The organism is Pseudooceanicola sediminis, assembly GCF_003575965.1.
Taxonomy (GTDB): Bacteria; Pseudomonadota; Alphaproteobacteria; order Rhodobacterales; family Rhodobacteraceae; genus Pseudooceanicola; species Pseudooceanicola sediminis.
Window position 1 is genome coordinate 221,705 of the sequence record NZ_QWJJ01000003.1, and the last position, 21,514, is coordinate 243,218.

At 64.4% G+C, this 21,514-nt stretch carries 25 protein-coding genes; 11 read left to right on the forward strand and 14 right to left on the reverse strand.

The window, feature by feature from the left end; genetic code table 11:
- Window positions 1-116 precede the first annotated feature (116 nt).
- The 3 genes from DL237_RS04660 to DL237_RS04670 form a co-directional block, all read right to left on the reverse strand.
- On the reverse strand, window positions 117-926 hold the full coding sequence (locus DL237_RS04660) for a DUF1194 domain-containing protein (protein ID WP_119397866.1): 810 nt from the start codon (window positions 924-926) through the stop codon (window positions 117-119).
- Window positions 914-1,579: a DUF1194 domain-containing protein gene (locus DL237_RS04665; RefSeq protein WP_119397867.1), complete on the reverse strand. Its 666-nt coding sequence runs from the start codon at window positions 1,577-1,579 to the stop codon at window positions 914-916. Before DL237_RS04665 ends, DL237_RS04660 begins: the two co-directional genes overlap by 13 nt.
- Window positions 1,580-1,731: 152 nt before the next feature.
- The gene (locus DL237_RS04670) at window positions 1,732-2,160 is read right to left on the reverse strand and encodes a VOC family protein (protein WP_119397868.1); all 429 of its coding nucleotides are present in this window, start codon (window positions 2,158-2,160) and stop codon (window positions 1,732-1,734) included.
- A 268-nt stretch (window positions 2,161-2,428) separates the two neighbouring features.
- Between DL237_RS04670 and thyX the strand changes: the two genes are divergently transcribed.
- From thyX to DL237_RS04685, 3 genes are all read left to right on the forward strand, one after another.
- Entirely contained in the window at window positions 2,429-3,337 is a 909-nt protein-coding gene (thyX, locus tag DL237_RS04675) for an FAD-dependent thymidylate synthase (RefSeq protein WP_119397869.1), read from the forward strand.
- 430 nt (window positions 3,338-3,767) lie between these two features.
- Window positions 3,768-4,178: a DUF2177 family protein gene (locus DL237_RS04680; protein ID WP_119397870.1), complete on the forward strand. Its 411-nt coding sequence runs from the start codon at window positions 3,768-3,770 to the stop codon at window positions 4,176-4,178.
- Between the two features lie 228 nt (window positions 4,179-4,406).
- A complete protein-coding gene (locus DL237_RS04685; RefSeq protein ID WP_233544869.1) occupies window positions 4,407-4,616 on the forward strand; it encodes a hypothetical protein in 210 nt (69 codons plus the stop codon).
- 127 nt (window positions 4,617-4,743) lie between these two features.
- On the opposite strand, the gene DL237_RS04690 is transcribed toward DL237_RS04685, so the two are convergent.
- Window positions 4,744-4,950 (reverse strand): cold-shock protein, encoded by a 207-nt coding sequence (locus tag DL237_RS04690; RefSeq protein WP_119397871.1) that lies wholly within the window; start codon window positions 4,948-4,950, stop codon window positions 4,744-4,746.
- A 195-nt stretch (window positions 4,951-5,145) separates the two neighbouring features.
- On the opposite strand from DL237_RS04690, the gene DL237_RS04695 reads away from it, so the two are divergent.
- Together DL237_RS04695 and DL237_RS04700 are read left to right on the forward strand one after the other, a co-directional pair.
- Window positions 5,146-5,460, forward strand: coding sequence for an arsenate reductase family protein (locus tag DL237_RS04695; protein WP_119397975.1), 315 nt, complete (start codon window positions 5,146-5,148; stop codon window positions 5,458-5,460).
- An 84-nt stretch (window positions 5,461-5,544) separates the two neighbouring features.
- Window positions 5,545-5,871 (forward strand): hypothetical protein, encoded by a 327-nt coding sequence (locus DL237_RS04700; protein WP_321186016.1) that lies wholly within the window; start codon window positions 5,545-5,547, stop codon window positions 5,869-5,871.
- Here the strand turns inward: DL237_RS04700 and DL237_RS04705 are convergent.
- The 4 genes from DL237_RS04705 to DL237_RS04720 form a co-directional block, all read right to left on the reverse strand.
- Window positions 5,804-6,385 (reverse strand): DoxX family membrane protein, encoded by a 582-nt coding sequence (locus tag DL237_RS04705; RefSeq protein WP_119397873.1) that lies wholly within the window; start codon window positions 6,383-6,385, stop codon window positions 5,804-5,806. The two genes, DL237_RS04700 and DL237_RS04705, sit on opposite strands and share 68 nt — an antisense overlap.
- Window positions 6,382-7,140, reverse strand: coding sequence for an HvfC/BufC N-terminal domain-containing protein (locus tag DL237_RS04710; protein ID WP_119397874.1), 759 nt, complete (start codon window positions 7,138-7,140; stop codon window positions 6,382-6,384). Before DL237_RS04710 ends, DL237_RS04705 begins: the two co-directional genes overlap by 4 nt.
- Window positions 7,137-7,991, reverse strand: a complete 855-nt coding sequence (bufB, locus tag DL237_RS04715; protein WP_119397875.1) for an MNIO family bufferin maturase — start codon at window positions 7,989-7,991, stop codon at window positions 7,137-7,139. Before bufB ends, DL237_RS04710 begins: the two co-directional genes overlap by 4 nt.
- Before the next feature lie 81 nt (window positions 7,992-8,072).
- A complete protein-coding gene (locus tag DL237_RS04720) occupies window positions 8,073-8,387 on the reverse strand; it encodes a BufA1 family periplasmic bufferin-type metallophore (RefSeq protein WP_119397976.1) in 315 nt (104 codons plus the stop codon).
- Window positions 8,388-8,548: 161 nt separating this feature from the next.
- On the opposite strand from DL237_RS04720, the gene DL237_RS04725 reads away from it, so the two are divergent.
- Together DL237_RS04725 and DL237_RS04730 are read left to right on the forward strand one after the other, a co-directional pair.
- Window positions 8,549-9,091: a sigma-70 family RNA polymerase sigma factor gene (locus DL237_RS04725; protein WP_119397876.1), complete on the forward strand. Its 543-nt coding sequence runs from the start codon at window positions 8,549-8,551 to the stop codon at window positions 9,089-9,091.
- 17 nt (window positions 9,092-9,108) lie between these two features.
- Window positions 9,109-9,750: an NrsF family protein gene (locus DL237_RS04730; protein WP_119397877.1), complete on the forward strand. Its 642-nt coding sequence runs from the start codon at window positions 9,109-9,111 to the stop codon at window positions 9,748-9,750.
- A gap of 298 nt (window positions 9,751-10,048) precedes the next feature.
- Here the strand turns inward: DL237_RS04730 and thrS are convergent, their stop codons facing one another.
- On the reverse strand, window positions 10,049-11,995 hold the full coding sequence (thrS, locus tag DL237_RS04735) for a threonine--tRNA ligase (RefSeq protein ID WP_119397878.1): 1,947 nt from the start codon (window positions 11,993-11,995) through the stop codon (window positions 10,049-10,051).
- 105 nt (window positions 11,996-12,100) lie between these two features.
- Here thrS and DL237_RS04740 point away from each other — a divergent pair, with 105 nt between their 5' ends.
- Both DL237_RS04740 and DL237_RS04745 read left to right on the forward strand, forming a co-directional pair.
- Entirely contained in the window at window positions 12,101-13,372 is a 1,272-nt protein-coding gene (locus DL237_RS04740) for an MFS transporter (protein ID WP_119397879.1), read from the forward strand.
- Window positions 13,373-13,555: 183 nt separating this feature from the next.
- Window positions 13,556-14,332 (forward strand): alpha/beta hydrolase, encoded by a 777-nt coding sequence (locus DL237_RS04745; protein WP_119397977.1) that lies wholly within the window; start codon window positions 13,556-13,558, stop codon window positions 14,330-14,332.
- A gap of 8 nt (window positions 14,333-14,340) precedes the next feature.
- Here the strand turns inward: DL237_RS04745 and DL237_RS04750 are convergent, their stop codons facing one another.
- From DL237_RS04750 to fsa, 4 genes are all read right to left on the reverse strand, one after another.
- Complete coding sequence (locus tag DL237_RS04750) at window positions 14,341-15,036, reverse strand: CDP-alcohol phosphatidyltransferase family protein (RefSeq protein WP_119397880.1); 696 nt, start codon at window positions 15,034-15,036, stop codon at window positions 14,341-14,343.
- A 39-nt stretch (window positions 15,037-15,075) separates the two neighbouring features.
- Entirely contained in the window at window positions 15,076-15,990 is a 915-nt protein-coding gene (locus DL237_RS04755; protein ID WP_119397978.1) for a tyrosine recombinase XerC, read from the reverse strand.
- Window positions 15,991-16,023: 33 nt separating this feature from the next.
- The gene (locus tag DL237_RS04760; RefSeq protein ID WP_119397881.1) at window positions 16,024-16,743 is read right to left on the reverse strand and encodes a DUF484 family protein; all 720 of its coding nucleotides are present in this window, start codon (window positions 16,741-16,743) and stop codon (window positions 16,024-16,026) included.
- Between the two features lie 134 nt (window positions 16,744-16,877).
- Entirely contained in the window at window positions 16,878-17,531 is a 654-nt protein-coding gene (fsa, locus tag DL237_RS04765) for a fructose-6-phosphate aldolase (RefSeq protein WP_119397882.1), read from the reverse strand.
- 94 nt (window positions 17,532-17,625) lie between these two features.
- Here fsa and DL237_RS04770 point away from each other — a divergent pair, with 94 nt between their 5' ends.
- Complete coding sequence (locus DL237_RS04770) at window positions 17,626-19,824, forward strand: primosomal protein N' (protein ID WP_119397883.1); 2,199 nt, start codon at window positions 17,626-17,628, stop codon at window positions 19,822-19,824.
- Between the two features lie 193 nt (window positions 19,825-20,017).
- On the forward strand, window positions 20,018-20,890 hold the full coding sequence (locus tag DL237_RS04775; RefSeq protein WP_119397884.1) for a 50S ribosomal protein L11 methyltransferase: 873 nt from the start codon (window positions 20,018-20,020) through the stop codon (window positions 20,888-20,890).
- A 139-nt stretch (window positions 20,891-21,029) separates the two neighbouring features.
- Here DL237_RS04775 and DL237_RS04780 read toward each other — a convergent pair whose 3' ends face one another.
- A complete protein-coding gene (locus DL237_RS04780) occupies window positions 21,030-21,224 on the reverse strand; it encodes a DUF1127 domain-containing protein (RefSeq protein ID WP_119397885.1) in 195 nt (64 codons plus the stop codon).
- Window positions 21,225-21,514: the final 290 nt, after the last annotated feature.

The window sequence follows — 21,514 nt, forward strand, 5'->3', positions numbered from 1 at the left end:
CCCTGCTCGCGTGACCTGCGCACGCCCTGCTGCACATCCACCCGGGCACACCGGGGCCGCGCCACCGTCACGGGGATTGCCCCCACCTTTACTGCAAACCTGTTTCTCGCCGATCGCTATCTTGCGACGACCAGACGCGACGGTCTCTGTTCCTGGCCCCGCACCGGTCCGGCCCAACCCTGTCGTGGCTGCCCCGCAGGCCCCGTCCGTGCATCGCGCCACGCATCCGGTCCCGGGCCGCTCTGGGCAAGCGACGGCACCTCCAGCTCCTTCAACAGCTTGCGCACCATCGCCGCTTCAAAGTCCCGAAATCCGAGCGCCGCTTCGGCAAAGGCATCCGGCCCCCGCAACACGTAGGCCCGGTAATAGGCCATCAGTTGCGCGATGCCGCCCGATGCGTCATTCGCCTCGCCGATGACCAGCCCGTTTACCGTCAGGGCCCCCATGTCGATCTCTCTCGGATGCGGCCCGGCGTTGTGCATCCCGTCGCCCGAGACATCCAGCACCCGCCGCCAGCATCCGTCCTGCCGGGCCAGCGCACCTGCGCCAAATCGCATTGCCGCGCCGATGGCGGTGGATGGCTCCATGTGCACCCGCCCGACTGCGCGCAACCGTTGCCGTACCGTCTCCAGTGCCGCCGCGTCGCCGATCACCGTCCAGGGCGACAGCACCCGCTGGTCCTGCGGTCCGCTCCATTCATAGACCATCAGGCGCACCGGCGTTTCGGGCATCTGCAGCAGTGCCTCGCGTACCTGCGGGTTGGCCAGCGCCGCCGCCAGACCGTCCAGTTGCAGGCGGTATTCCGTATCATCGACCGACCCCGACACATCCAGCCCAAGGGCCAGCGCCTGACGGCAGGTTTCGGCGCGGGCGCCCCCGGCCGTCAGCGCCGCCAGCATCAGCGCGACCGCTATCACCCGCAACATGTCGTCGTCCCGTCCGCGCGCTCACCCACCTGCAAATCATTGAGCTCGCGAAACAGTTTCAGCGTCATCGCGCGGCGGAAATCCTCGAACCCCTCTGCGGTCACCATAAAGGCACCCGGTCCGTGCAGGATCTCCTCGCGGTAAAACCGCTGCACGCCCTCGTCCGGCCCCAGGATCGCCAGGCCGTTCACCACCACCCCGTCGAACGGGAAATGCTTGTAGGCCAGCGCCGGGGCAAACCCCTCGTTGTTGATGCCGTCGCCGGATACGTCGATCACCTGGCGGTCGCAGGCCGGTGCCTCGCGCAGCATACCCGCCCCGAACCCCAGGCCATAGCCCGCCGCAGTGGGAAAGCCGCTATAGCTGCGCCGCGCCCGCGCAATCACCCCGATGGCCTGTTCCAGCGCCGCGCGGTCCCGCAGCATCACCCAGGGCAGAACCACCACCTGCTGCTGCCGCCCGCTCCATTCAAAGACCGACAGCGCCACCGCACCTTGCCCCTGCAGGATCGCGCGCTGGATGTCCGGCGCGCGCAGCGCCGCCACCAACCCGTCGCGCTGCAACGCATATTCCGCCGCATCCACCGATGCCGACACGTCCAGCGCCAGCACCAGCGCCAGACGACAGTGCCCCTCGGCCTGAACCCGTTGCACGAACGGCTTTGCAAAGTCCGGGCGGGACTTTGCAAAACCCTCCTCAGCCGCGGCACCCGAACCGGCCAGGGCAACACACCAGACCGCACCCGCCGCACGTCGCGCCCATGACCCCCACCCTGCGGGCAGGGGCCACGTTCCGGGGAAATTCCCTACCAATGTCCCGTGTTCGCCATGCTCAGCCAAGGCTCCGCAGGTTCCAGCGATCCTCCCTCCTGCAACAGCTCGACCGAGATATTGTCGGGCGAGCGCACAAAGGCCATGTGACCGTCGCGCGGCGGCCGGTTGATCGTCACACCCGCATCCATCAGCGTCTGGCACATCTCGTAGATATTGCCGACGCTATAGGCCAGGTGCCCGAAATGACGGCTGTCGCTGGGCAGATCGTCGTCCCCGTCCCAGTTGTAGGTCAGCTCCACAGGGCAGTCTTCCTGCCCCTCCGGCGCCATGAAGATCAGGCTGAACCGCCCACCTTCGTTATCGATCCGCCGGGTTTCCTTCAGCCCCAGCAGCTCGAAGAATGCCATGGTCTTTTCCAGGTCCTTGACCCGCACCATCGTGTGCAAATAGCGCACTTTCATCGTGAAACTCCTTGTCATGTCCCCGCGCCGCGCCCTGAGAAGGCTGCGGCGGGGGCCCGTCCTGCATGTTCCGGGGCCACCCTCCCGGGGGCACCGCTCCGCCCTGAACGTAGCAGCCCCACGCCGCTTGTCGACGCAAAATCCCCTCGTGTGCGTCTCCTGCGGCACCGGACGCGAATTCGCCCCGTCGCCGCTCATGTAGAGGTTTTGCACGCCCCCCTTACAAGATAGAGTGGATCTGCACTGAAGATGACAAAAGGATTCGCCCATGCCGCTCTCCCCCGACCAGCAGGCCGAAATCGACGCGCAACGCAGCGCCCCCGCGCAGACCCTGCGCGCCACCGTTCCGGGGATGGAGGCGCATCTCTACACGGCGCATCCCGTGCTCGATCATGGCTTCGTGCGGGTGATCGACTACATGGGCGACGATTCCGCGATCTGCCAGGCCGCCCGCGTCTCCTACGGTCGTGGCACCAAATCGGTGCAGAACGACGAAGGGTTGATCCGCTACCTGATGCGCCACTGGCATTCGACCCCGTTCGAGATGTGCGAGATCAAGCTGCACGTCAAGCTGCCGGTCTTCGTCGCGCGCCAGTGGATTCGCCACCGCACCGCCAACGTCAATGAATACTCGGCGCGCTATTCGATTCTCGACCGCGAATTCTACATCCCCGCACCCGATGCGCTGAACGCCCAGTCCCAGGTCAACAACCAGGGCCGCGGCGAACTGCTCGAGGGTGACGAAGCCGCCCGCGTGCTCGAACTCCTCAAGGCCGACAGCACGCGCGCCTACGACCACTACCAGGACATGATCAGCCAGGAAAACGGCCAGCAGGGCCTCGCGCGCGAACTCGCCCGCATGAACCTGCCCGCCAATATCTACACCCAGTGGTACTGGAAGGTGGACCTGCACAACCTGCTGCATTTCCTGCGCCTGCGCGCCGATGCTCATGCGCAATACGAAATCCGCGTCTACGCCGATGCCATGTGCAAGATCGTCGCCGACTGGGTCCCCTTCGCCTACAAGGCGTTCGAGGATTACCGCCTCGGCGCGGTCACCATGTCCAGCCAGATGATGGACTGCCTGCGACGCATGCTCGCCGGCGAAACGGTGACCGAGGAAAACTGCGGCATGAGCAAGCGCGAATGGCGCGAGTTCCAGGGCGTCCTGTCCTGAACGACACCGCCCCGCGCATCCCCCCGGTGCCGGGGCGTCTCGCCACCCCCTCGACCCGCCGGGCCTCGTCCGCACCACACGCCTCTCCCCCCACATCTCCCCCCATACCTCCCGACATCGCCATACCTCCCACTCCCAATCGTTTCCCTGTTTCAAATATCCCGGGGGGCCGCAGGCGGGGGCAGCGCCCCCTCCCACACCCGCCCCCTCCCACACCTGCCCTCCTTCCACCCTCCCACCAACAAACTCCTTCCCTTGGAACCGCGCCTCCCGCACCGTTCGGATGCCGCCCAGATACCGCTCAAATACCGACGTGCGAAATGTGTGATTTCAATGGCTTGGCCCGGGCCCGCCCGACAATGTCGGTTCGTCTCTGATCCGAACCGCCCCGCGTCACGTAAACCTCTCGAAACACCTGCCGGGAGGCCCCATGCAAACTCTTGCTCTCTATCTCGTCACCGCCGTGATCTTTCTCGGCCTCGACGCCGCGATGCTGAAATTCGTCATGCGCCCTTTGTTCGAAAAGAACCTGGGCGACATGGTGCTGAGCGACCCGCGCCTCGGCCCTGCCGCGATCTTCTATCTGTTTTATGTCGGGGGGCTGCTCTGGTTCGTGTCAGTGCCCGCGCTCGGCGCCGGCGCGCCGTCGCAAGCCTTTGTAAACGGGGCTATTCTTGGTGCACTTGCCTATGGCACGTACGAGTTTACCAATTTTGCCACGCTGCGCGGCTGGGCGCCGCAGATGGTCGCGACCGACCTGATCTGGGGGGCGTTTCTGACCGGTATTTCGGCGTTTCTGGGCGTGCTTGTCGTGACGCGCCTGTTTCCATCGGCCTCCTGACGTCAGGGGCCGTCACGGTGCGGCCGGCAAACCAGCTGTCGAATGCTTGTCATCAATCTGTTACACTGGGTTGGCAAGCAACAGGGGCCGACTGTGACAGTACACCTTGCCGCGCCACGGGCTATTTTCGCCATATTCCTGATTCCGTTGTGTTTTCTGGCGCCGGGGGCTGCGCCTGTCATGGCGGCCTCGCCAATAGCCGAAGTGATATGCGATCGCAGCCCCGCGATGCGGCACCGCCTCGCCTCGCGCCTCGGCAGCCATCGTCAGGCCATGGGCCTGCACGGCCCCGAGCAGGTGATGGAACTTTGGACAACCCCGCAGGGCGACTGGACCATGGTGGTGACCTATGCCTCGGGCACCTCCTGCATCGTTGCGATGGGCGAGGAGTGGCAAAACACTCTTCAGGACGGGCCCCAGAAAAAGGACCCGGCCTGACCTGTTGATTTCGCATGTAAAATCGGGTGCCTGATCAGGCGGGCCTGTCGTCCTGCCATGTGACGATCCCCGCCTGATGCCGACCCGACGTTCGTTGCCGCGGCGCCCCCCGCGAACCGGCTTTCGCTTACAGGAGCTTCAGATCTCCGGCCATTTGCCGGCCGTCCCGGCCCTCGGACAGCTCGTAGCCGACCTTCTGATTGTCTGCCAGCCCGGTCAGCCCCGACCGCTCGACGGCGGAAATGTGAACGAAAACGTCCTTGCCGCCTTCTTCGGGTTCGATGAAGCCGTAGCCCTTTGTCGTATTAAACCATTTTACGGTGCCTACAGGCATTCCGTCTCTCCTTTTGCCTTTCCGCCCCGCCGTGGCGGGTCATTTGTGACACGATGGTCAAAGCGCAGGAAATGCTGCACTTATTCACCTTGCGACATGGTCAGGATTGCATTGGTTTTGTAAAAAGCAAGCAAAACAAGGGCGGTGCTGCGGCTCGGCCATGGAAATGCGCGAATGACAGGCAAGGATGCAGATATGAAGGTTTATGGATTGAAGGCATGTGACACCTGCCGCAAGGCGTTGAAAGAGCTTGGCAATCCGCCACTGGTCGATATTCGCGCTGACGGTCTCCCCGAGGCGTTGCTGCAACGAGCCGCCGAAACCTTCGGCAATGATTTGCTGAATCGCCGCTCGACAACCTGGCGCGGCCTGGATGAGGCGACCCGCGCGCGGCCCATGCTCGATTTGTTGCGCGACTACCCGCTGCTGATGAAACGCCCCCTTATCGAAGACGCTGACAACCTCTATCTGGGATGGACACCCGAGGTACGCCGCGCAGTATTGCGTTAACGCGGGCCCGGGCACCGTCGTCTCTGGAAAGGGCAGTGAATCTTGCGCAATGCAGCTTTGATCCTTGGGGTGATTGGCGGCCTCATGGCCTTGCTGATTGGGATCGTCGGCTATGGATATACCAGCGCTGTCAATGCCTTGGGGCAGGTCGATGGCCTGTTTGTTCAGGTCGCAGACGTGCAGGCTCTGCGCATCGCTGCCGTCATCGCGCCGATCGTCGGCCTTGCCGGGGCGGGCATGGTGGTGTCCCGGGCGCTCTGGGGTGGGCTGTTGATGCTGGCCTCGGTCGGGGCGATGTATTTCGGCTTTGGCCTCAATGGCTTCACCTTGTTTCCCATGTGTTTCAGCGGGGTCGCGGCCCTGCTGGCGCTGGCCGCTGGTCGCCCGGACGAGGCACATCGGCACTTCTGAAGATCACGCGGTCGAGGGCAAGCGGGCCTCCGCCCTTGATGACCAGCACGGCCAGAAGGAATACCCAAAGCGCGCGTTGATCCAGGATCACCCCGTCGGGCCACCGGTCAAACCAGGCCCCGCGCGTTTCCAGTTGGTCCAGCCCGCCATGGCCGACCAGATCGGTCAGGCTTTGCACGACGATGAAGCAGATCATGCCAAGCGCCGACAACCGTGTCGCCACACCCAGAACCACCAACACGGGCAGCAGAAATTCAGCCCAGGTTCCTGCCACAGTGATCGCCCAGTGAAACATGCCCAGCTGCGCTTCGTCGTACCCAGCGGCCTCGAATACCCGGGGAAATATCTGGGCGTAAGCCCCTGTCGACGGGTGTAAAAAGCCCAATGTACCCTCCCCGAGCTTGGTCACGGCCGACGCCCAGAAGTACGGCAGAAGGATGGCAGCGAACAGCCCTCTGGCCAGGGGCGACAGCATGGGTGACAGGCGATCAAGGGGGGCCGTCGGGTCGGTCATTGCGGTGTCTCCACATCGGTGATGGCCTGCGCCGAGATCAGCAGCGACAGCAGGGCGGTCAGGTCGAAACGCGGCGTGTCGACCAGGGCGGCGGCCAGCGCATCGGCGGCGGTTGCGCGCGCCAGGATGGCCGCAACAAAGGCGGCGCCACCAGCGGGCAGCGCCAGCGGTTGCGGGTCGTAGACCGGCCGCACGATCAGCACATCCTGGGCAACGATCCTCGGCTCGGGCGCATCGGCCTGATGGGCGCGGCGCCAGATGTCATGCAACGGCCAGGCCGATCGCAACAGCCGTACCGACGGGGCCAGCCGCAGGCGGGCACTGGCCAGCGTGTCGGCTGGCAGGTCCGACAGGGCGCCCGGCGCGATCGCGACGCTGTCAGCCGCGTGATAGGCGCTGCGCATCGCCAGATCCAGGCGGGCGGCGTCGGGCAGGTACCCAAGGTGGGCAAGTGGCGAAAACCGTTCAAGAAAGGCGGGAAACTCAGCGCCGTAGCGGAACATCACGGGGCTGTCCGGGGGCGATTGACGCAGGAACACGCCTGCCACGCCTTGCAGGTTTTCCGTGCCGATCAGCCGTTCAATGGTGGGAAAGCCTTCGACCAGCGCATCGCGCAGCCCCACGGCCACATTGTTGCGATAGATGGCAAACCGCCGCCCTGCGACGCCCCCCCGGCCATCCGTCAAGCCCACGGGCACGGGCCGCGAGGCATCCAGCAGCGCAGCGCGAAACCCTTCCGCCATGCGGTGTGTCATGCGGTGACCCCATGCAGCGCTTGCGCGGCCCGCGTGGCCTCGGCAGCAAGGGCTGGCCATTCGGGCACGTCAGTGTCCCATTCGATCAGCGTGGGGAGGGGGCCTGTCTGCGCCAGCGTATGCGCCAGCAGCGCCCAGACAGGATCGGCCACCGGGCGTCCGTGGCTGTCGATCAACAACGCTCGCCCCGCGTCATCTGCATCTTCGTCATGGCCGCCCAGGTGCAGCTCGCCGACCTTGTCCAGCGCGAAGGCATCGATATAGGCGGCGGGATCGTGGCCCAGGTTTCGGGCCGAGACGAAGACATTGTTGATATCCAGCAGCAAGCCGCATCCGGTGCGCTGGCCGACTTCGCGCAGAAAGTCGGTTTCGCTCATCTCGCTTTCGGCAAAGCTGAGATATGACGAGGGGTTTTCCAGCAGCATCTGGCGGCCAAGGGCGGTCTGCACCTGATCGACATGGTCGCAGACGCGCGCCAGCGTCGCTGCGGTATAGGGCAGGGGCAGCAGGTCATTGAAAAAGGTGCCGTCGTGCGTGGACCAGGCCAGATGCTCGGAAAAGCTGGCAGGGTTCAACCAGTTGCACAGGTGGCGCAGGCGCGACAGGTGGTCGGGGTCTGGCGGGGTCTCACCGCCGATCGACAGGCCGACGCCATGCACGGAAATCGGAAACCGCTCCGCCAGCTGGCGCAGTTGGGCAAGGGGGCGCCCCCCGTCACCCATGTAGTTTTCGGCATGGATCTCCAGCCAGGTGACCGGGCCGGGATCCTGCATCAGGGCGGCAAAATGCTGTGGTTTGTAACCGACCCCGGCGCCGTTGGGCAGGTGGGGCGGCAGAGCCAGGTCGCGCATGTAGATCCTCCGACAATGAAAGATGGGGTGGGGGGCTGTGCCGGTACCGACCCATGGGCGCGATACCGGCACAGGCCAGGATCAGCCGTTCATCGGCAAGTCGCGGTCCAGCGCTTCGAGAGAGCCCATGCGCGCGCTGCCATCGGCCATGGGGGGCAAGTCGATGGTCATGCAGGTGCCCGCGTCGACAAGCGTCCAGGAGTTGCCCTGATAGTCGACCTTGGCCGTACCTGCGCATGTGGTGCCAGGGCCGGCAGCGCAGTCGTTCTCGCCTGCCAGGGACACGCCGAAACACTTCTCCTTGGCCATGTCGTCGGCCTGCGCCACACCGGCGAACCCGGCAAGGGCGGTTGCAAAGGCGGCGGCAAGGATGGCTTTGTTGGTGGGGGTGGTCATGTGTCTGATCTCCGAATGGGTCGGCGCCGTCATGGCGTCCGTAGTGGTCCATTCGCCGGCCTGGCGCGGTTCATTACAGCGATCACGAACAGGTGAAACTTTTAGGAAAAAATCCCTCCCGACTGTAACGTTTACCTGACCTGCCCCGAATGGAGAGGGGAATGAGCGAACGCGACGACCATTGGGGCGATCTTTTGCGCCGAGCGAACCGGGGTGACCGCCGGGCCTATGGGCATTTCCTGATCGAGGTGACGCCGGTCGTTCGCAACATTGCCCGCGCACGCAGCGCCGATGCGCCGGAAGATGTAGAAGACATCGTGCAGGAGGCGCTGCTGGCGTTGCATGACAAACGCCACACATGGCGCGAGGATGTGCCTGTGACACCCTGGATCTATGCCATCGTCCGCTACAAGGCGATCGACGCCCGGCGCAGGCGGGGCATGGCGCATCACGATATCGCGGACCTGGCCGAGGTCCTGGCCGATGACAGCGCGGGCGATATCATGGCATCGCGCGATCTTTCGCAGTTGCTGGGCGGCATAGACGACCGGTCGGCAGATATCGTGCGCGCCCTGGGAGTGACGGGGGAAAGTGCGGGCGATGTCGGGGCACAGATGGGCATGACCGAGGGGGCGGTAAGGGTCGCATATCACAGGGCGCTGACGCGGCTGCGGAAACTGGTCGGGGCGAACGAGGCGCAATGAACGGACGAAAGGCGAAAATGAAGACCGAAGACCTGATCTCGCTTCTCGCGACGCAACCCGCGATCGCGCCGAACATGGGCCCCGAGGCCCGTCTTGGCCCTGCGTTGCTGTTCGGTGGCGCGGTGACTGTGCTGCTGTTCATGCTTGTTCTCGGACCGCGGTCCGATCTTGCTGCGGCCCTGGCTCAACCGGTCGTGCTGGCGAAAACCCTGTTGCCGCTGGTGTTGGGTTGCTTCGCGATTGTTCTGGCGTTGCGCATGGCGCGTCCCGGTGCTCCGCTGCGATGGTCGCGATGGCTGATCTGGGCGGTGCCGGGCGTGACGCTCGCCCTGTTGGGAACGGCGTTCGTGACTGCGGCGCCGGCACAGCGGCTGGCGCTGTTTCTTGGGCATTCGATACCGGTCTGTCTTCCCGCGATCTTCGTCTTGTCGCTGCCCTTGTTGGTCGCAATGATCCGTGCCCTGCAACGGGGGGCACCCGTACATCCGGCCCGCTGCGGCGCGCTGGCCGGCCTTGCCGCTGCTGGCCTTGCCACGACCCTCTACTCCCTGTTCTGTACCGAGGATTCGCCCTTGTTCTACGGCGTCTGGTATTCGCTCGGCATTTGCCTGACGGCGGGTGCAGGCGCATTGGCGGGTGCTCGCTGGCTGCGATGGTAGGCAGAGCTGGCAGGTTTTCCTGCTCTGCCGCTGGGCGGCAGGCTAGGCTGTCATCCTGATGCGCCAGGTCATCCCGGCTCTGCTATCTTCGGGGCGGGCGATGCCACCCAAGTCGCGCCTGTCGGGCAAGCTGGACGTTCTTCATGTCGCCAATCTTCGGCGCGCTGATCCTGGGCAAACAGCTGTCCGTCACGGGGTGCGGCGCTGCGCAGGTAGGTGCATTTGTCATTGCGCTGAGCTGAGCATGAAAAAAAGGGCGCCATTCCAGGCGCCCTTTCAATGCAAAATCGTGGTCGCGTCACAAAAGATCCGGCGCCGTCGCCTCGATCTTCAGCTGTGCGACAATCTCGTCCAGCGTCTGCGTCCTGGTCTGCTTTTCACCAAGGCGGCGGGTGCTGACGGTGCGTTCCTCGACCTCTCGCTGACCACAGGCCAGAATATAGGGCACCTTTCCGACGGAATGTTCGCGGACCTTGTAGTTGATCTTTTCGTTGCGCAGATCGGCCTCGGCCCGCACACCGGCGGCCTGAAGTGCGGCGACGACCTCGCGGCAATAGTCGTCCGCATCCGACACGATCGACGCCACGACCACCTGACGCGGGGCCAGCCAGACCGGCAGTTTGCCGGCATGTTCCTCGATCAGGATGCCGATGAACCGCTCGAACGATCCGACGACGGCACGGTGCAGCATGATCGGGCGGTGCTTTTCACCATCCGGGCCGATATAATCCGCATCCAGACGTTCCGGCAGGTTGGGGTCCACCTGCAAGGTGCCGCACTGCCAGTCGCGCCCGATGGCATCGGTCAGTACGAACTCCAGCTTGGGCCCATAGAACGCACCTTCGCCGGGGTTCAGGGTATAGTCATAACCCGCCGCCTTGCAGGCATTGCCAAGGGCGGCTTCGACCTGATCCCAGCTTTCTTCGGTCCCGACGCGCTTTTCCGGCCGCGTCGACAACTTCACGCTCCAGCTGGCAAATCCGAGGTCGGAATAGATTTTCGCCAGGAATTCGATGAACTTCTTCGATTCCGCCTCGATCTGATCGAAGGTGCAGAAGATATGCGCATCGTCCTGCGTGAACCCGCGCACGCGCATGATGCCATGCAGCGCGCCCGACGGCTCGTACCGCGCGCAGGATCCGAACTCGGCCATGCGCAGGGGCAGGTCGCGATAGGATTTCATGCCGTGGTTGAAGATCTGAACGTGGCAGGGGCAGTTCATCGGCTTCAGCGCGTTGATGGTCTTTTCGCGCGCGTGATCCTCGTCCACCTCGACGATGAACATGTTTTCCTGATAGTTGCCCCAGTGGCCCGAAGCCTCCCACAACTTGCGGTTCACGACCTGCGGTGTGTTCACCTCGACATAGCCATCGCGGCGCTGCTGGCGGCGCATGTAATCCTGCAACGTCGTGTAGATCGTCCAGCCGTTCGGATGCCAGAAGACCTGACCGGGGGCCTCTTCCTGCATGTGAAACAGGTCCATCTCGCGGCCCAGGCGGCGGTGGTCGCGCTTGGCGGCCTCTTCCAGCATGGTCAGGTACGCCTTCAGCTTTTCCTTGCCTGTGAAGGCGACGCCGTAGATGCGTTGCAGCATCGCACGGTCGCTGTCGCCGCGCCAATAGGCCCCGGCCACGGACATCAGCTTGAACGCATCGGCGGGCACCTGGCCCGTGTGCTGAAGGTGCGGACCACGGCACAGATCCTGCCAATCGCCGTGCCAGTACATGCGCAGCGGCTCATCCCCGGGGATCGAATTGATCAGCTCGACCTTGTAGGGTTCGCCGCGATCCTCGTAGTACTTGATGGCGACGTCGCGCTCCCAGACCTCGGTGCGGACCGGGTCGCGAAGATTGATGATCTCTTTCATCTTCTTCTCGATCTCGCCCAGATCCTCGGGTGTGAACGGCTCGGCACGGTCGAAATCGTAATACCAGCCGTCCTTGATCACCGGGCCGATGGTGACCTTCACGTCCGGCCACAGCTCCTGAACAGCGCGCGCCATGATGTGTGCAAGGTCGTGGCGCACCAGCTCGTTCGCCGGCGCCTCGTCCTTCATCGTGTTGATCGCAATCTGCGAATCAGCGGTGATCGGCCATTGCAGATCCCAGTGCTGATCATTGATCGTCGCGCTGATCGCCTTCTTGGCAAGCGACGTCGAAATGTCTGCCGCCACGTCAGCCGCCGTGACACCACTGTCGTAGCTGCGTGCATTGCCATCAGGAAAGGTGAGGGTGATCTGGGACATGTCTGTCCTCCTCGTCGGTTTGGCGCCCACGGAACGCCCGGTTGCGGGTTATTGTGACTGTCGCTAATTGGAACACGGTGTTTAACAAGTCAAGGCGATGTGCCCATGTCCCCAGCCCCGAAATCCGCCACCGATGGGTCGGCCTTTGCGCGCATTGCCGGGGCTGAAGATCTGTCGCCAAAGGAAAGCCGCAACGGGCTGCGTATCATCGCGGCACTGACGATGTCCAAGATCGGCGATGGCCTGATCGACCCCAAGCTGGTGCTCAGCTGGTTGCTGACCGCGCTCGGAGCGCCCGCATATTTCATCGGCGCGCTGGTTCCGATCCGCGAGGCCGGTGCGCTGCTGCCGCAATTGGTGCTGGCCGGGCGTCTGGGCCGGATGAAGCAACGTAAATGGATGTGGGTGGCAGGGTCTGCGGTTCAGGGCATCGCGGCACTGGTCATTGCCCTGTCCGGTCTGGTGCTGGACGGGTGGCTGGCGGGGCTTGCGGTCTGTGCCGCCCTGGCGGTGCTGGCGATTGCGCGGTCGGCCTGTTCGGTCTCGTTCAAGGAGGTGCTGGGCAAGAGCGTGTCCAAGCACCGGCGCGGCGCGGTGACGGGCTTTGCCGGATCCACCGCCTCGGCGGCGGTCGTTGTCTTTGCCCTGTTGCTGATCTTTGGCGTGCTGACCAGCCAGACCGCGGTCGTCGCGGCAATTGCATTGGCCGGTGCGCTCTGGGGGGCCGCCGCCATCTTCTTTGCCACGCTGAAGGAGGGGGACAGCCGCCGCTATGGCGGAAATGCCTCGGAGTTTCGCCGCTTGCTGCACGAAGACTGGTACCTGCGTCGGTTCATCCTCGTGCGCGGTCTGCTGGTGTCGACGGCGCTTGCACCGCCCTACCTCGTGGTCTTGGCGGCGCCGCAGGGCGGGGCGGTTCTGGGCCAGCTCGGCGCGCTTGTGCTGGCCTCGGCACTGGCCTCTTTCGTGTCGTCCTATATCTGGGGGCGGCTGTCGGACTGGTCGTCGCGCCGTGTGCTGTTCCTGTCGGGGGCGGTCGGGGCCATGTCGATCGCGGCGATGATCGTCGCGGCGCGGCTGGGTCTGGTTGAACGGGTCGTCTGGATCGCACCGGCGTTGTTGTTCGTGCTGATGATCGCCTATCACGGGGTGCGGCAGGCGCGCTCGACATACCTGGTCGACCTGGCGCCAAGGGATTTTCGCGGGGCCTATGCGGCCGTGGCCAACACGCTGATCGGGACAATCCTTCTGGTCGCCGGCGTGTTCGGCGGCGCGCTGTCGTTCGTCGGTCCCGAGGCCGCGCTGGTCGGCTTCGCGGTGATGTCGCTCTTTGGTGCTGGCCTGGCCATGACCCTGAAAGAGGTCGAAAAACGCTAGGCCCGCCGCGCCCCGTTTTGCAACCATGCCGCGGGGGGACCATGCCGTGTGGGGCCATGACGTGTGGGGACCATGCCGTGTGGGGCCATGACGTGCGGGGGCCATGACGTGCGGGGGCATGTGTTGCGCCGTTTTCCCGCCCGTGCGAACAAGGGCGCGAACCAGGCGGAAAGGGCAGTTCAGATGGCAGATGCGCAACGGATCGACACACCCAGGGGCCGTACCCTGGCCTACCATCTGACCCCGGCCGCCCCGCAAACCCAGGCCGGCACCTCCGAGCGGCCCGGCGTCGTCTTTCTGGGCGGTTTCAAATCCGACATGGGCGGCACCAAGGCGGTCTTTCTCGAGGAGTGGTGCGCGGCGCAGGGCCTGGCATTCTTGCGCTTTGATTATTCAGGACACGGCGAAAGCTCGGGGGCGTTTGTCGACGGCTGTATCGGGAATTGGGCCGAGGACGCCGAATTCGCCATATCGCACTTGACCCAAGGCCCGCAGATCCTTGTCGGTTCGTCGATGGGGGGATGGATTTCCCTGCTGATGACCCGCCGTCTTTGCGATCGTGTCGCGGGGCTTGTCACCATCGCTGCCGCCCCGGATTTTACCGAAGACAGCATGTGGGCGGGCTTCGATCAGGCACAGCGGCAGGCCCTCGAGATGGTGCAACAGGTTGCGCTGCCGTCGGACTATGGCGAGCCCTACATCATCACGCGGCGGCTGATCGAGGACGGGCGCGATCACCTGGTTCTGCGTGATCCCGTCCCGCTGCCCTTTCCCACGCGCTTTTTGCATGGCACAGCGGACGCCGATGTCGACCTATCGGTCGCGCTGCGCCTGATGGAACGCGCAACCGGCGACGATATCCAGTTGAAACTGGTCAAGAATGCCGACCACCGCTTTTCGACACCCGAATGCCTGGCCCTGATCGGCGTCGCGATACAAGAGGTTCTGGCCGCGATCTGACGGGGCCGTCAGCGCTTTTTCGGCACGATCTGCTGGGCGATACCGACGAACAGCAGATACAGGCTGACAAGGATCAGAACGCCTTCGATCCAGTCCGGCATCACGAAATTGCGCAAGGTGGCGTACAGCGCGATGACAACCCACAGTGCGGCCATCGGCAACGACAGCTTGCGCCAGCGCATCGTGCGCACCGGGTGGATGAATTTCAGTGGCACGAACATCGCGATGGTCAGCAGGGCGATGACGGCGACCATGGTGCCAGGGCGTGGTTCGACCGCGAAAAACACCAGCACCACCATGTTCCAGCAGCCGGGAAACCCCGAAAATGAATTGTCGGCGGTCTTCATCCGAGTATCTGCGAAATACAGCGACGAGGCAAAGGCGATCAGCAGCACCCCGAACCAGCCCGTCCAGCCCGGCAGCAGGCCCGACTGGTACAGCGCAAAGGCGGGGATAAAGACATAGGTCAGGTAGTCGATGATCAGGTCCAGCAGCACGCCGTCGATCTGCGCGGCATATCGCTTGACCTCGTAGCGACGGGCCAGCGGGCCATCGATCCCGTCGACGGCAAAGGCCACGACCAGCCACAGGTACATGTTCTCCCATGCGGAATTGGCGGCGGCGATGATCGCCAGCATGGAGAAAATGGCACCCGTTGCAGTCAGGATGTGGACGGAAAAGGCGCGGGCTGTGTTTGGAGTCATGTGCTGATCTACACACAGCCACCGGGGGCGTGCAAGTTCTCAACCACGGGGATGCGCCTTTCGGTAGACATCCATCAGCCGAGCGGAGTCCACTGCTGTGTACGCTTGCGTCGTCGACAGGCTGGCATGGCCCAGCAATTCCTGTATCGCACGCAGGTCGCCACCCGCATTCAGCAGGTGTGTCGCAAAGGAATGGCGCAGGGCATGTGGCGTGGCCGATGCGGGCAGCCCCATCTGTGCACGTGCCTGGGCCATGGCCGTCTGGATGCTGCGCGGCGACAGTGCGCCACCCTTTATGGCGCGAAACAGCGGCGCCCCGGATTCGAGCGGATAGGGGCACAGCGCGACATAGTGCGTCACGGCGTCGCGGGCCGGGGCGATCACCGGCACGATCCGTTCCTTGCCGCCCTTGCCCAGGATGCGCAGGCTGGGTCCGATCGGCATGTCGTCGCCCCGCAACGACAGCGCCTCGGAAATCCGCAGCCCGCAGCCGTACAGCAGCATCACGACAGCCGTATCGCGCGCCGACACCCACTGACGCGCGTCCTGTTCCCCGACCTGCACCATCATCTGTGCGGCATCTGCCTCGGGCAGGGGGCGGGGCAGCTTGCGTTGATATTTCGGCGTGCGCGCAGACAGTACGGCGGTCGGGTCGAACCCCTCACGCTCGGCCAGCCAGCGATAGAAACTCTTGACCGCAGACAGCTTGCGCGCCAGGGATCGTGGTCCGATACCGCTGGCCCGCATCTGCGCCATCCAGCTGCGCATATCGCTGACGCCAATCTGCGCCAGCGGCCCCAGTCCCTGCGCCTCGCCCTTGTGCAGGGCGACAAAGCTCAGAAACTCCGTCAGATCGCCGCGATAGGCCTCGACAGTGGCATTGGCATGGCCAAGTAGCGCCTTCTGGCCCTCCAGCCAGCTTTGCAACGCGTCACGCGCGGCGGCAGAGATCATCAGGCTCATGCCGGACCTCCCATGCGCCGGTGATCATGACAGCCAGCGCCGCATCGTCCGTTCGAACACGCCGGCGAAAAAGGCCAGCAGGTCGGTGCCGTGCTGCGGAATGAACTGTTGCGGATCTTCGGAGCCCAGCAACAACATGCCGGGCAAACGACCAGCCCCGAAATCCAGCCGCAGACAGGCTTCCGACTGAATCCAGTCGGCCTTGCCGCCATAGAGGAACTCGGGGGCCTCCTCGACCTGGCGCAGGATCACCTGACGCGCGGGCGAGGTGCGATGGCCGTCAAAGTACGCGGCGACAAAGCCCGGCTCGACCACGCGCAGAACATCGCCCAGACGTTGGACGGTCGGGTCGTCTTCTTCCTGCGCGGTTTCCAGCACCAGGTGCATGGCATCCACGCCCATCGTATCTGCCACTTCGCCGCCGAGATCTTTCAGGAACGTCTCGAAATCGACCGGGTCCATCAGGCGCAGGATCGCGCGGTGGATCTGGTTGGTGCCGGCAAGGTTCTCGTAGGCGGCGGCGATGACGGTGCGGTGCGTATCCTCCAGCCGGTCCAGGCGGTCTTCCAGGCGCACCATGGCGATGCCCCGCAGATCGACGATATTGCCGCCCTTGGCCTTGTCGTTGGCCGTGATCAGCGCCTGCATCACGTCCTTGTCGTCCAGGATCACATCCGGGTACGCCAGGATGCTGTCGCGCAGTACGGCCCCCAGTTCGGGGTCGATCTCAGGCTTGCTGCTCATGACCAGCCTCATCTTGTTTTCTGAAAACTATCAGAAGATCCCGGCAAGTTCGCGGTCTTTTTGGCCGCGTCATGCCTTTGTTGCTTTTTTGTTGCCGGGATCTGGTCTCTTGCCTGTCTGTGCGGGGGGCCGCTTTACAGGATCTTGATGCCCGCCGCCTTGATGTCCGCCAGAAAGGCGTCGAGGCCCTTGTCGGTCAGCGGGTGGGTGACAAGCCCCTTGATCACGGCGGGCGGAGCGGTGATCACATCTGCCCCGATGCGCGCGCAATCCAGCACGTGGTTGGCCGAGCGGATCGACGCGGCCAGGATCTGCGTCTCGAAGCCATAGTTGTCGTAGATGACGCGAATGTCCTCGATCAGCTCCATCCCGTCCATGTGGATGTCATCCAGACGGCCGATGAACGGGCTGATGAAGGTCGCGCCCGCCTTGGCCGCCAGCAGCGCCTGGTTGGCCGAAAAGCAAAGGGTCACGTTGACCATCGCGCCATCGTCGCTCAGCACCTTGCAGGCCTTCAGACCGTCCCAGGTCAGCGGCACCTTGACGGCGATGTTCTCGGCGATTTCCAGCAGCTTTCGGCCTTCCGCGATCATCGTGTCGGCGTCCGTCGCGGTGACTTCGGCCGAAACCGGACCGTCGACCAGATCACAGATCTCCTTGGTGACTTCCAGGATGTCGCGGCCCGACTTCTTGATCAGCGACGGGTTGGTGGTGACGCCATCGACCATGCCGAGGGCATGGAGTTCGGCAATCGCGGGGATGTCGGCGGTGTCTACGAAGAACTTCATCTGGAACCTCATCGGGGGATTGGTTATCTGTTGCTCCGGCTTTACCCGATAGAGGGGCTCACCGAAACCCCATTCGCCGCAACCGGAGACCGGATTGGCTGATCGCCCGACATTTTTTCCCGAAGGCACGCTCGTATCGGTGCTGACCACGCAGCCACTGGACAGGACGCTTGATTACCGCGCCCCCGAAGGCGGTGTGGACGACGGGGCCTATGTCATGGTCCCGCTTGGCCCGCGGCAGGTGATTGGTGTGGTCTGGGGCGTGGGGCAGGGCGGTTTCGATTTGTCCAAGGCCCGCGCAATCAACAAGGTGCTGCCCGTCGCTCCGATGCGCCAGGAAATGCGCGACTTCCTGCTGCGCGCCGGCGACTACACCCTGACCCCGATGGCCGCGATGCTGCGCCTTGCCACCCGCGCGCCGGGCCTGACCGACCAGCCCTCGATGCAAAAGGTCTATCGTCTGGGAGAAGAGACGCCGGACCGCATGACCGACGCCCGCACCCGCGTCATCGCGGTGCTGGAGGAATTCGGCGGGCTGTCGTTCACCCTCAAGGAACTGGCCGACAACGCCGGTGTCAGCGCCTCTGTCATCAAGGGCCTCGTCGCGCAGCAGGTCGTGCTGGAGGAAAACACGCCCCGCGATCTGCCCTATCCGCGCCTTGATCCCGACCTGCCCGGCAAACCCCTGACCGCGTCGCAATCCAGCGCCGCTGCGATCCTGCGCAAGGGCATCCGGTCCGGTGATTACGCCACGACCCTGCTGCGCGGCGTCACCGGATCGGGCAAGACCGAAGTCTATCTTGAGGCGGTGGCGGCCTGCCTCGCCAAGGGCCGTCAGGCGCTGGTGCTGCTGCCCGAAATCGCTCTGTCGGCGGAATTCCTGACGCGGGTCGAAAAGCGGTTCGGCGCCCGCGCGGCCGAATGGCACTCCGGCGTGACCATGACCGAACGCCGCCGCGCCTGGAAGATGGTGGGCGAGGGCGGTGCGCAACTGGTCGTGGGTGCGCGTTCGGCGCTGTTCCTGCCGTTCCGTGACCTCGGCCTGATCGTCGTGGACGAGGAACACGACAGTTCCTACAAGCAGGAAGACGGCGTGCACTACAACGCGCGTGACATGGCGGTGCTGCGCGCCTCGATCGTGGGCGCGCAGGTCGTTCTGGCCTCGGCCACGCCCAGTTTGGAGAGTTGGGTCAACGCGCAGGCCGGCAAGTATCAGCGGATCGACATGACCGACCGTTTCGGGGCGGCCGTGCTGCCCGACATGCAGGCCCTGGACATGCGGCAAGAGGAAATGGCCTCGGGCCAGTGGATCTCGCCCAGCCTGAAAGCCGCCGTCGACGCCCGGATCGCGGCGGGCGAACAGGCGCTTCTGTTCCTCAACCGCCGTGGCTATGCGCCCGTGACCATCTGCCGGGCCTGCGGCGACCAGATCGAATGCCCCCATTGTGACGCTCGCATGGTCGAACACCGCTTTCTCAAACGTCTGATGTGCCATCAGTGCGGAGAAAGCATTCCCCTCCCCGAGGCCTGCCCGAAATGCGAGGTGGTGGGCAAGCTCTCGGCCGTCGGCCCCGGCGTCGAACGCCTGACCGAGGAAGCAACGACGCTGTTCCCCGACGCCCGCATCGCCACCTTGTCCTCCGACCTCTTCGCATCATCCCGCGCGCTGAAACAGGCGGTCGAGACGATTGCCAATGGCGGCGCGGACATCGTCGTCGGCACGCAACTGGTGGCCAAGGGGCACAACTTTCCCCTGCTGACGCTGGTCGGGGTGATCGACGCCGACCTGGGCCTGCACGGCAGCGACATGCGCGCGGCGGAAAAGACCTTTCAGCTGATGCGCCAGGTCGCAGGGCGGGCCGGGCGCGCAGATCGTCCGGGCGAGGCGCTTTTGCAAACCTACCAGCCCGAACACCCCGTCATCCGAGCGATCCTGTCGGGCGAAGAGGAAGAATTCTGGAACGCCGAGGCCGAAAGCCGCGCGCAGGCCGGGATGCCGCCTTTTGGCCGCATGGCAGGCATCATCCTGTCGGCGGAAAAGCCTGAAATCGCCTTTGCCGCCGGGGCTGACCTCGCGCGCAACGATGGCCCTTTGCGCCGCGCGGGGGCCGTCGTCTATGGTCCCGCCGCCGCGCCGATCGCGCGCATCCGGGGCTGGCACCGCGTGCGCCTGCTGGTCAAGGCGCCAAAGGGCGCGCCGCTGCAACGCGCCGTATCGGATTGGGTCAATGGCGTGCGCCTGCCGAAAAACCTGCGCCTCGCCATAGATATCGACCCGCAGAGCTTTTACTGACGGCCCCAGAGGCCGGCACACCCCACCCCTTGCATACCCCGCCGCCTTGCTTACCCCGCCGCCCGGCACTTCGGCGCGCTCGCCCGTCCACTCTGCCGTCTGGCAGGACGCCCAGCTTGACGCCGCACGCGCTTGCGACTACCCCCGCCGCAACCTGCAATCATTGACTCAGACACCCTTCGCGAGGATCGCCATGCCCACCTTTACCGCCTTTACCACGCTGACCGGCAAGGCCGATGCCGAGGCGCTCGGCGAAGGGATGGAGACCCTGGCGCCAGAACCCTACGGGGTCGGCGTCTTCGAGATGGAGGACGGCTCCGGTCTGTGGGAGGTCGGCGGTTACTTTAACGAGGCCCCCGATCAGGCGGGCCTTGCCCTGCTGGCCACGATCCACAGCGCCCGTCCCTTTGCCGTGTCCGAACTGCCCGAAACCGATTGGGTCGCCAAGGTCCGGCGCGAGCTTTCGCCCGTCGTCGCCGGTCGCTTCTGGGTTTACGGATCACACGACGCCGACAAGATGCCAGACGGGGTCGAACCCCTGCTGATCGAGGCCGCGATGGCCTTTGGCACCGGCCACCACGGCACCACGCTGGGCTGCCTGCGCGCGCTGGATCGCATCGATACCGAAGGCTTCACGTCGGATCGCGTCGCCGACATCGGCTGCGGTACCGCCGTTCTGGCGATGGCCGCCGCCCGTATCTGGCCCGGCACGCCGATCGCCAGCGATATCGACCCCGTCGCGGTGGATGTGGCCGTTGCGAACCTTGCCGCAAACGGCATGGATGGCCGCGTCACCTGTCTCGAGGCGACCGGGTTTGACCACCCGACTCTGGCGGCCGGTGCCCCCTATGGCCTGATCTTCGCCAATATCCTGATGGGCCCGCTGATCCTGCTGGCGCCCGACATCGCCGCGCATCTGCAACCGGGCGGCTTTGCCGTGCTCTCGGGTCTGCTGAACGAACAGGCCGACGACGTGTTCGCCGCCTACAAGGCGCAGGGGATGGAGCTGCACTTCTCGGAACAGATCCGCGAATGGACCACGCTGACCCTGAGCAAACCTGCCTGAGGTGACTTGCGGCCTGGTCCTCTGGACCGGCCCGCACCGTACGCAAGACGTAAAAAAGCCGTAACCAGGTGATCCCGGGTTACGGCTTTCTCATCTTCCCCAAGGCGATCCGGCGGCGTTTGCGCGCCGCGGATGCGCCTTAGCTGCGTGCGACGTCTTCGATGTCGCCGCGGACCAGACCGATATCGCTCAGTTCACGGTCGGTCAGGCGGGACAGGGCGTTGCGGGTCACGCGGGTGTCGTTCCAGTTCGAAACGGCCGAGATCAGCAGGCTGAACGGCGAAGCTGTTTTTGCGCGGGGAGCGGTCGGTGCATTGAAATTCGTTGCAGTCATGTCGTGTTCCTTTCGGGGAGTCAGGTTGCGACAGCTTTTCCGTCGCGCTTCATTCTTACAGGGCGGCAGGTAGAGTTCTTTTTGTGCCCAAACAAGCAGCATTAAACGCAAGGTTCGCATGCAATTTCTGCATAGGTGGGGTGTTTTGGAAAAATTTTCTTGACCTGCGTGATTTTTTCCTTGGAGAGACGTCGCAATCCGACCCCTGAAAGGCGTTTTTTGGCAGGATTTGACCAAACAGAAGGAAATTGGCCCCCCTTTTGGTCGTCGTAACCTCTTTGCGGATGTTC

Excerpts from the sequence above, each read along its gene's own strand:
- DL237_RS04660 (WP_119397866.1), bottom strand. The coding sequence starts at position 926 with ATGTTGCGGGTGATAGCGGTCGCGCTGATGCTGGCGGCGCTGACGGCC.
- DL237_RS04670 (WP_119397868.1), bottom strand. The coding sequence starts at position 2,160 with ATGAAAGTGCGCTATTTGCACACGATGGTGCGGGTCAAGGACCTGGAA.
- thyX (WP_119397869.1), top strand. The coding sequence starts at position 2,429 with ATGCCGCTCTCCCCCGACCAGCAGGCCGAAATCGACGCGCAACGCAGC.
- DL237_RS04680 (WP_119397870.1), top strand. The coding sequence starts at position 3,768 with ATGCAAACTCTTGCTCTCTATCTCGTCACCGCCGTGATCTTTCTCGGC.
- DL237_RS04685 (WP_233544869.1), top strand. The coding sequence starts at position 4,407 with ATGCGGCACCGCCTCGCCTCGCGCCTCGGCAGCCATCGTCAGGCCATG.
- DL237_RS04690 (WP_119397871.1), bottom strand. The coding sequence starts at position 4,950 with ATGCCTGTAGGCACCGTAAAATGGTTTAATACGACAAAGGGCTACGGC.
- DL237_RS04695 (WP_119397975.1), top strand. The coding sequence starts at position 5,146 with ATGAAGGTTTATGGATTGAAGGCATGTGACACCTGCCGCAAGGCGTTG.
- DL237_RS04700 (WP_321186016.1), top strand. The coding sequence starts at position 5,545 with ATGGCCTTGCTGATTGGGATCGTCGGCTATGGATATACCAGCGCTGTC.
- DL237_RS04705 (WP_119397873.1), bottom strand. The coding sequence starts at position 6,385 with ATGACCGACCCGACGGCCCCCCTTGATCGCCTGTCACCCATGCTGTCG.
- DL237_RS04710 (WP_119397874.1), bottom strand. The coding sequence starts at position 7,140 with ATGACACACCGCATGGCGGAAGGGTTTCGCGCTGCGCTGCTGGATGCC.
- bufB (WP_119397875.1), bottom strand. The coding sequence starts at position 7,991 with ATGCGCGACCTGGCTCTGCCGCCCCACCTGCCCAACGGCGCCGGGGTC.
- DL237_RS04720 (WP_119397976.1), bottom strand. The coding sequence starts at position 8,387 with ATGACCACCCCCACCAACAAAGCCATCCTTGCCGCCGCCTTTGCAACC.
- DL237_RS04725 (WP_119397876.1), top strand. The coding sequence starts at position 8,549 with ATGAGCGAACGCGACGACCATTGGGGCGATCTTTTGCGCCGAGCGAAC.
- DL237_RS04730 (WP_119397877.1), top strand. The coding sequence starts at position 9,109 with ATGAAGACCGAAGACCTGATCTCGCTTCTCGCGACGCAACCCGCGATC.
- thrS (WP_119397878.1), bottom strand. The coding sequence starts at position 11,995 with ATGTCCCAGATCACCCTCACCTTTCCTGATGGCAATGCACGCAGCTAC.
- DL237_RS04740 (WP_119397879.1), top strand. The coding sequence starts at position 12,101 with ATGTCCCCAGCCCCGAAATCCGCCACCGATGGGTCGGCCTTTGCGCGC.
- DL237_RS04745 (WP_119397977.1), top strand. The coding sequence starts at position 13,556 with ATGGCAGATGCGCAACGGATCGACACACCCAGGGGCCGTACCCTGGCC.
- DL237_RS04750 (WP_119397880.1), bottom strand. The coding sequence starts at position 15,036 with ATGACTCCAAACACAGCCCGCGCCTTTTCCGTCCACATCCTGACTGCA.
- DL237_RS04755 (WP_119397978.1), bottom strand. The coding sequence starts at position 15,990 with ATGATCTCTGCCGCCGCGCGTGACGCGTTGCAAAGCTGGCTGGAGGGC.
- DL237_RS04760 (WP_119397881.1), bottom strand. The coding sequence starts at position 16,743 with ATGAGCAGCAAGCCTGAGATCGACCCCGAACTGGGGGCCGTACTGCGC.
- fsa (WP_119397882.1), bottom strand. The coding sequence starts at position 17,531 with ATGAAGTTCTTCGTAGACACCGCCGACATCCCCGCGATTGCCGAACTC.
- DL237_RS04775 (WP_119397884.1), top strand. The coding sequence starts at position 20,018 with ATGCCCACCTTTACCGCCTTTACCACGCTGACCGGCAAGGCCGATGCC.
- DL237_RS04780 (WP_119397885.1), bottom strand. The coding sequence starts at position 21,224 with ATGACTGCAACGAATTTCAATGCACCGACCGCTCCCCGCGCAAAAACA.